Source organism: Bradyrhizobium sp., from assembly GCF_016462955.1.
GTDB lineage: Bacteria > Pseudomonadota > Alphaproteobacteria > Rhizobiales > Xanthobacteraceae > Bradyrhizobium.
The window spans coordinates 1-6,889 of sequence record NZ_JAEMSD010000370.1; the positions used below are offsets into that span (position 1 = coordinate 1).

A 6,889-nucleotide genomic window follows, 5' to 3' on the forward strand; every position below is an offset into this window, starting at 1 on the left:
CGCTCTGCACCAACGCGCTGCTGCTCGAGAAGAAGCTCGATCTGTTCGAGCCCTCCCCTTACCTGTTCTTCTCGGTGCATCTCGACGGCCTGCGCGACCACCACGACAAGGCGGTGTCGCAGAAGGGCGTGTTCGACCGCGCCGTCTCGGCGATCAAGGCGGCCAAGGCACGCGGCTTCACCGTCAACGTCAACGCCACCATCTTCGACGGCCATCCGGCCGAGGAGATCGCCAAGTTCCTCGACCTCACGGTCGAGCTTGGCGTCGGCGTCTCGATGTCGCCGGGCTACGCCTATGAGCGCGCGCCCGACCAGGAGCACTTCCTCAACCGCACCAAGACCAAGAAGCTGTTCCGCGACGTCTTCGCCATGGGCAAGGGCAAGAAGTGGAACTTCATGCATTCCGGCCTGTTCCTCGACTTCCTCGCCGGCAACCAGGAATACGAGTGCACGCCCTGGGGCATGCCCGCGCGCAACATCTTCGGCTGGCAGAAGCCCTGCTATCTGCTCGGCGAAGGCTACGCGAAAACCTTCAAGGAGCTGATGGAGACCACGGACTGGGATTCCTACGGCACCGGCCGCTACGAGAAGTGCGCCGACTGCATGGCCCATTGCGGCTACGAGCCGACCGCGGCGACGGCTGCGCTCAACAACCCGCTGAAGGCGATGTGGGTGTCGCTGCGCGGCATCAAGACCTCCGGTCCCATGGCGCCGGAGATCGACATGAGCAAGCAGCGCCCGGCGCAGTACATCTTCTCGGAACAGGTCCAGAAGAAGCTGTCGGAGATCCGCAAGGACGAGGCCGCCACGGCCCAGGCGAAGGCCGCGCAGAAGGCTTCGACGGCGGCGTAAGGCACGCAACCAACTATACCACGAAGGCCCGGCCGCCAACGCGACCGGGCCTTTTTCGTCTGCGGGCGTTGTGCCGACGATCCGTGTCCCGGACGCGCTGCAGCGCAACGCGCAGCAAGTGCGCGCTGGCTGCGTCCGGGGCACGAGAGGACATCGCGTCACTCTCACTCTCCGCCGTGCGGCGCCAGCTTGCTCTGCTATGAGGTCTCTTCCCTGCAGACACACCACCGCGTTCTCGCGGCTTCATTCGCCCGAGCTTTGCTATTCGTTCGCGCCCTATGAAGGCCAGAGGGCGCAGGGAAGGCCGGGCGCCGGCGGCACCCGCGGTCCGCGTGCATCGAAAACGCACACGGGGTGGACTACAGGTGTGCCGGTCGCCCGGCCTTCCCTGCGCGGATGGTTTTAACGGTGTCCTTCGTGCTCTCCTCGGGGAGCGTTGCACTCTTGCCCCCGTCGTCTCGCCGCTGATCGACGCGCGTGCCGGTTGGCCGCCACATCACCGCAAGACTTGACGCCAGAACCCCGGGCGTCGGGACCACACGACTTCTCCGTCCGCGGACGATCCTGCCTCAGCATCCGGGACCCGATGTGCGCGCCCCTGACCATCAACAAGACCGCTGTGACCGCGCCGTGTCGTACCGCGTCGCGCATGACTCAACGGTCGCCCGTCCCTGTCACCGCCTATCGCGCCGGCGCTGCCGCGTCCACCGCACCCCGGCCCGCATCTCGTGACGATCGCGAAGCGCCCCTCCGGCAGGGCCGGGATGAGCGCCCTATGCCATAAATCCGAAATTCGGGAAAGTGGAATATTTTCGCGAGGAGGGATTGACTTGGCCACAGGTGTTTTGCCCGACGCCGCTCGGCGCGTCTTCGCAAACATCGAGAACAACCCCATGCAAAGTAGACCGGGGCTCAGTCTTGCAGACGATGCTACGATAATGTATATACTCAAAGGTATATACTTGAGGTCCCCATGTCCCACATCGCCAAGGTATTCAAGTCCGGCAACTCTCAGGCCGTCCGACTTCCGAAGGATTTTCGTTTTACGGTTGAGGAAGTCGAGGTCTCACGCGAAGGCGATGCCGTGATCCTGCGCCCGAAACGAAGCGCCACCGGCCCTTGGGCGTCGCTTCGCGCGGCTATCGCGCGCGGCTTCAGCCCAGACTTCATGGCTGAAGGCCGGGAGCAACCCGAAGAGCAGACGCGGCCCAATCTGGAGCAGGCGTTTCGATGACGAAATGGCTGCTCGACACCAACGCCATCATCTCACTCGTCACACGCCGGTCAGAGCCTCTCCTGCGCCGGGTCGAATCCAGCGAGCCCGGTGCACTCGCAATCTCGGCCATCGTTGCCCACGAACTCTACTTCGGCGCCTATCGCAGCCAGAAGATTGAATTCAATCTGGAGACACTCCGTCTCCTCTTTGCCGATCTCGACATCCTCGACCTCGACCAAGAGGACGCGCGAGCCGCCGGCGAGATCCGGGCGGAGCTGGCGCGGCGCGGCACGCCGATCGGCCCCTATGATATCCTGATTGCCGGTCAGGCGATCGCGCGCGGCCTGCCGCTCGTCAGCAACAACACCGCCGAATTCCAGCGCATTGCCGGATTGCGGCTGGAGGACTGGACGAGGGCGTGAGGCTCGCAAGCGTTGGGAATTACGATGACTGTATCACTGTAACCATCGTGTGTCCCTTCAGGGGTGCAATCCAGTGCTGGACTGTCACCTAATTCTGATCCGATACCGCGAGCGATCACCGCGCTTCGCGTACCCCCTCATGGCCCGCCACTTTCGCCGCTTTGACGAGCTTACGGTCGAAAGTGACAAAGGCCTCGCAATGTCCGGATCTCGCTAGATGCAGCGCATCGGCGAAATCCATTTCTGTTTCGGCAAGGTCGAGCGCCGCCGCAATCGTCGTGCCGTCCTCGACGGTGACGGTCGGAAGTCCGGCGAAAGCACGTAGCGCGTGCACAACGTCGGCGGCCCGATAGCCGTACGCGCTTCGCAGCACCCATTCGACTTCGAGCAGCACCGTGATGGGAACGAAGACGCTCTCGGCGTCGATCAAGGCGCGGGCCCGCGCGGATTGGCTGACGTGATCCCCGGTCAGATAGCGGACGATGAGGTTGGTATCAATCGCGATCATGCCGCCGCCTGGCTTCGGCCAGCACGCTTGCGTCAATCTCTTCGAGAGTTTTCGGCTTGCCTCGATAAGCCAAGATGCCGAACACCTCTTTCGGTCGCGTCGCCGCGAAGGCCGGCGCCGGCTTCAACAGGACGCCCTCCGAGGTCTCCTCGACGGTGAGCCGCGTTCCTGCCTTCCATTCCCGCGCCTTGCGAATAGCGCTCGGCAGGATGACCTGTCCCTTAGTGGAAACGACGGTGGTGAGCTTGTCCGTGCCGACCATTGACTGGACCTTCCTGAGGTAAGACGAATGTAAGATAAACTCAGATAGGCTTACATTCAAGCGAGCAGATGCACGCCACTCGCCGTGACGGTAATCGCGCAGCTCAAAACAAAAGGCCCAGTCGCACGACCGGGCCTTTCCTCTTGCGTGCTCGAACGACCCCGCTCACGCCGCCTTCGACACCAACTCCTCGCTCTCGATCAGCTCGGTGCCGATCAGATAATCCCGGCAGCCGCGCAAGCTCCGCAGGGCGCGGTTGAAGTCGATGCCGGTCGAGACCAGCGCATGCAGCGTGGTCGGATTGCGGACGATGCCGCGCAGCACGGCGCCGAGATCGATCTGGCCGTTCGGCTTGATCGCGGCGCGGGCGAGTGCCGGCAGCGCGCGGTGGGCGGGATCGCTGATGACGCGGACCGCGGCAAAGGGCAGCCCGGCTTCGGCGGCGTAGGCGGCGGCGATGTGGCTTTCCATGTCGACGGCAAAGGCTCCCGTCTCCGAATGCAGCGCCGCCTTGCAGGAGCGGCCCGTGACCACCTCCTCCGCCCCGGCGAGGCTGCCGCGCACGACGCGGCGGCGGCCCGAGGTCAGCCGATCGATCAGGTCGTCGCCGAGCGACAGGCCTGCCGCCCAGCGGGTGTCGCCGGACAGCACCTCGGTCGCCAGCACGACGTCGCCGGAGCGCAGGCTCGGGTCGAGCCCGCCGGCCACGCCGAACGAGATCACGCCGCGAATCGTCTGGGGATCCACCACCGTCAGAAGCGCCCGCAACTGGGTCGGGCTGCTGGATGAACAGATGACCGCCATTCCAGGGCCGGCCGCGATGCGGGCCTCCTGAACCAATCCGGTCACGATCAGTATTGGCCGCGGATCGATGGCGTAACCCGCGGTAGCGTAGTCCCCCGTCCCCAAAGTCACATTCCGACCCCTACCACCCTGCTGTTGGTGTTCCGCAAGTTCCGATACCGCGCCAATGCCCACAGCGGGAAGAACTTTGGGTAACCATGATAACGTAGATAGAACACGCGGGGGAAGCCTGTGGCGGTGTACCGCTGCTCGTCCCACAGTCCTTTTTTGTTTTGTGTTGCAATCAGGTACTCCACCCCGCGGGCGACGGCCGGGTGATCAACCTCGCCTGCCGCCATCAGGGCAAGCAAGGCCCATGCCGTTTGCGAGGCGGTCGAGGGGGCAGGCTCCCATCCCCGGTAGTCCAGGCGGTAGCTGACCGCGTCCTCGCCCCAGCCGCCGTCCTCGTTCTGGACCGAGGCCAGCCAATCCACGGCTTTGCGAATCATCGGGTCCTCGTGGTCGACGCCGGCCATGTTGAGGGCACACAGCACCGACCAGGTTCCATAGATGAAGTTCATGCCCCAGCGGCCGTACCAGGACCCCTCCGGGTGCTGGGTCTTGCGCAGATAGGCGACGCCGTCGGCCACGTGCTTGCTGGTTGCCGCGGTCTCGCCGAGCTGGGCCAGCATCGAGATGCAGCGGGCGGTGACGTCCTCGGTCGGCGGATCGAGCAGCGCGCCGTGGTCCGAGAACGGGATGTTGTTGAGGTAGTATTCGAGATTGTTGACGTCGAAGGCGGCCCAGCCGCCATCGTCGCTCTGCATGCCCTCGATCCACTCCCGGCCCCGGGCGATCGCGTCGTCATAGCCGGTGGCGCCGTGCTCCCGCCGCATGCGGTCCATCGACATCACCACCACGGCGGTGTCGTCGAGATCGGGGTAATGGGCGTTGTTGTACTGGAAGGCCCAGCCGCCCGGACGCACGTCGGGCCGCTTCACCGCCCAATCGCCCTTCAGCTCGAGCTCTTGCTTCGGGATCAGCCAGTCGAGGCCCTGCTTGGCCACCGGCACCGCCTTGTCGCCGCCGGCTTCGAGCAGCGCATGGGCGGTCAGCGTCGTGTCCCACACCGGCGAGACGCAGGGCTGGCAATAGGCCTCCTCGCCGTTGATGACGAGCAGCTTGTCGATGCCCCGGCGCGTGATCGCACGCGGCGGGAAATTCTCGTCCTTGCCGAGCGCATCATACATCATGACGATGTTGGCCATCGGCGGGTAGATCGCGCCCATGCCGTCCTCGCCGTTGAGTCGCTCTTCGGTGAAGGCGAGCGCGGCGTCGATCGCGCGCTTGCGCAGGCTCTTGGGAAACATCGGCTCGACCACGCGCAGGATCGCGTCGAGCGAACGGAACAGCAGGAACCAGGCCATGCTCTGGTGCGGCGCCTTCGCCGTCATGCCGATCGAGCGCGGATCCTGGAGAAACAGCTCGTCGATGCCGACGCCCTTCGGATTCCTCGCACGCGGCTTCAGCGCGGCGATCACCATCAGCGGCACCATGGTGGTGCGCGCCCAATACGAGATCTTGTTGAGGTGGAACGGCGACCAGAACGGCAGCAGCACGATCTCGACCGGCAGCACCGGCACCGCGCGCCAGGTCAGCACGCCGTACATTGCGAGCATGAAGCGGGTGAAGACGTTGCTGTGGATCGCGCCGCCCCGCGCGCGGATCGCCTCGCGTGCACGCACCATGTGCGGCGCGTCGACGGAATCGCCGATCATCTTCAGCGCGAAATACGCCTTCACGCTGGCGCTCATGTCGAACTCGCCGTCATGCACCAGCGGCCAGCCGCCATGGGCGCCCTGGATGCGGCGCAGGTAATTGCCGATCCTGGCCTCGAGCACGGCATCGACCGGCTCGGCCAGATAATGGCGCAACAAGACATACTCTGCGGGAATCGTGGCATCGGCCTCGAGCTCGAACACCCAATGGCCGTCGGGCTGCTGGAAGCCGAGAACCCCTTCGGCCGCCGATGTAATGCTCGATTCCAATAGCTTCGAATCCAGACCCTTCGAGTTCAAGGCCTCGCGGCTGGTCGCGTTCACGGAATCCATGTCGCTCGATTGCTCCGATAGTCCAACGAAATTGACCGGGACATTCACCCGTCAGGGCCGCGTGTCAGGAAGCTTTGGCGGCCAGAACCAGATCGGCGGCGCGATCACCGGACCGGACCGATCCTTCGATGGTTGCTGGCAATCCCGTAGCAGTCCAATCGCCGGCGAGAAACAGGTTTTTCAGCGCGGTGACCGGCCCCGGACGCAGGGCGTTCTGGGCAGGCGTGGCGGCGAAGGTGGCGCGGCGCTCGCGGACGATCTGCCAAGGAGGCAGCTCACCGGACACCCCGCCGGCCTTGCAGACGTCGTTCCAGATCGTCTGCGCGAGTTCCTCGCGCGGCATCTCGACCAGACGGTCGCCGTTGCTGATGGTGACGGACAGCCGGTTCGGGAACGCGAACAGCCACTCCACGACGCCGCCGATCACGCCGAGGATCGGCGCCGCTCCCGGCGGCGGCTCAAAGCGGAAATGCGCGTTGACGATGGCGCGGAATTCGGTCGGCGTCTTCAGGCCGGGCAGCAGGCTGGCTGCCGGGCGCGGCGGCACCGCCATCACGATGACGTCGCCGGCGCCGAGTGGGACCACATCCTCACCGCCGAAATTCAGGGCGGTCACCTTTCCGTCCGCGCTGACGAACGAACGCAGCTCATGGCCGAGCTGAACGGTGTGGCCGCGATCCTGCAGAAACTTCACCGCAGGCTCGATCAGCACGGCGCTGAGGCCGTCACGCGCGAT

8 protein-coding genes are annotated in these 6,889 nt (G+C 65.0%); 3 read left to right on the plus strand and 5 right to left on the minus strand.

The genetic code is table 11. The annotated features are described in order from the left end of the window. From hpnH to JHD07_RS28480, 3 genes are all read left to right on the plus strand, one after another. Positions 1 to 851, plus strand: an 851-nt coding sequence (gene hpnH / locus JHD07_RS28470; RefSeq protein WP_291628233.1) for an adenosyl-hopene transferase HpnH, incomplete at its 5' end; no start/stop codon positions are given. Between the two features lie 973 nt (positions 852 to 1,824). After that, on the plus strand, positions 1,825 to 2,085 hold the full coding sequence (vapB, locus tag JHD07_RS28475) for an antitoxin (RefSeq protein ID WP_291628234.1): 261 nt from the start codon (positions 1,825 to 1,827) through the stop codon (positions 2,083 to 2,085). Next, positions 2,082 to 2,489, plus strand: a complete 408-nt coding sequence (locus JHD07_RS28480) for a type II toxin-antitoxin system VapC family toxin (protein WP_291628235.1) — start codon at positions 2,082 to 2,084, stop codon at positions 2,487 to 2,489. Before vapB ends, JHD07_RS28480 begins: the two co-directional genes overlap by 4 nt. A 115-nt stretch (positions 2,490 to 2,604) precedes the next feature. Here the strand turns inward: JHD07_RS28480 and JHD07_RS28485 are convergent, their stop codons facing one another. The 5 genes from JHD07_RS28485 to JHD07_RS28505 all read right to left on the minus strand — a co-directional run. Next, a complete protein-coding gene (locus tag JHD07_RS28485) occupies positions 2,605 to 2,997 on the minus strand; it encodes a type II toxin-antitoxin system VapC family toxin (RefSeq protein ID WP_291628236.1) in 393 nt (130 codons plus the stop codon). Then, positions 2,984 to 3,259 (minus strand): AbrB family transcriptional regulator, encoded by a 276-nt coding sequence (locus JHD07_RS28490; protein ID WP_291628237.1) that lies wholly within the window; start codon positions 3,257 to 3,259, stop codon positions 2,984 to 2,986. The genes JHD07_RS28485 and JHD07_RS28490 overlap by 14 nt, the downstream gene beginning before the upstream one ends. Positions 3,260 to 3,424: 165 nt before the next feature. Beyond that, positions 3,425 to 4,174: a phosphorylase gene (locus JHD07_RS28495; protein WP_291628239.1), complete on the minus strand. Its 750-nt coding sequence runs from the start codon at positions 4,172 to 4,174 to the stop codon at positions 3,425 to 3,427. Then, positions 4,171 to 6,153, minus strand: coding sequence for a squalene--hopene cyclase (shc, locus tag JHD07_RS28500; protein WP_291628241.1), 1,983 nt, complete (start codon positions 6,151 to 6,153; stop codon positions 4,171 to 4,173). Before shc ends, JHD07_RS28495 begins: the two co-directional genes overlap by 4 nt. A 64-nt stretch (positions 6,154 to 6,217) precedes the next feature. Continuing rightward, on the minus strand, positions 6,218 to 6,889 hold a 672-nt coding region (locus tag JHD07_RS28505), incomplete at its 5' end, for an FAD-dependent oxidoreductase (protein ID WP_291628243.1).

Coding starts and splice junctions, on each gene's coding strand:
- JHD07_RS28490 (WP_291628237.1), bottom strand. CDS start 3,259: ATGGTCGGCACGGACAAGCTCACCACCGTCGTTTCCACTAAGGGACAG.
- JHD07_RS28485 (WP_291628236.1), bottom strand. CDS start 2,997: ATGATCGCGATTGATACCAACCTCATCGTCCGCTATCTGACCGGGGAT.
- vapB (WP_291628234.1), top strand. CDS start 1,825: ATGTCCCACATCGCCAAGGTATTCAAGTCCGGCAACTCTCAGGCCGTC.
- JHD07_RS28480 (WP_291628235.1), top strand. CDS start 2,082: ATGACGAAATGGCTGCTCGACACCAACGCCATCATCTCACTCGTCACA.
- shc (WP_291628241.1), bottom strand. CDS start 6,153: ATGGATTCCGTGAACGCGACCAGCCGCGAGGCCTTGAACTCGAAGGGT.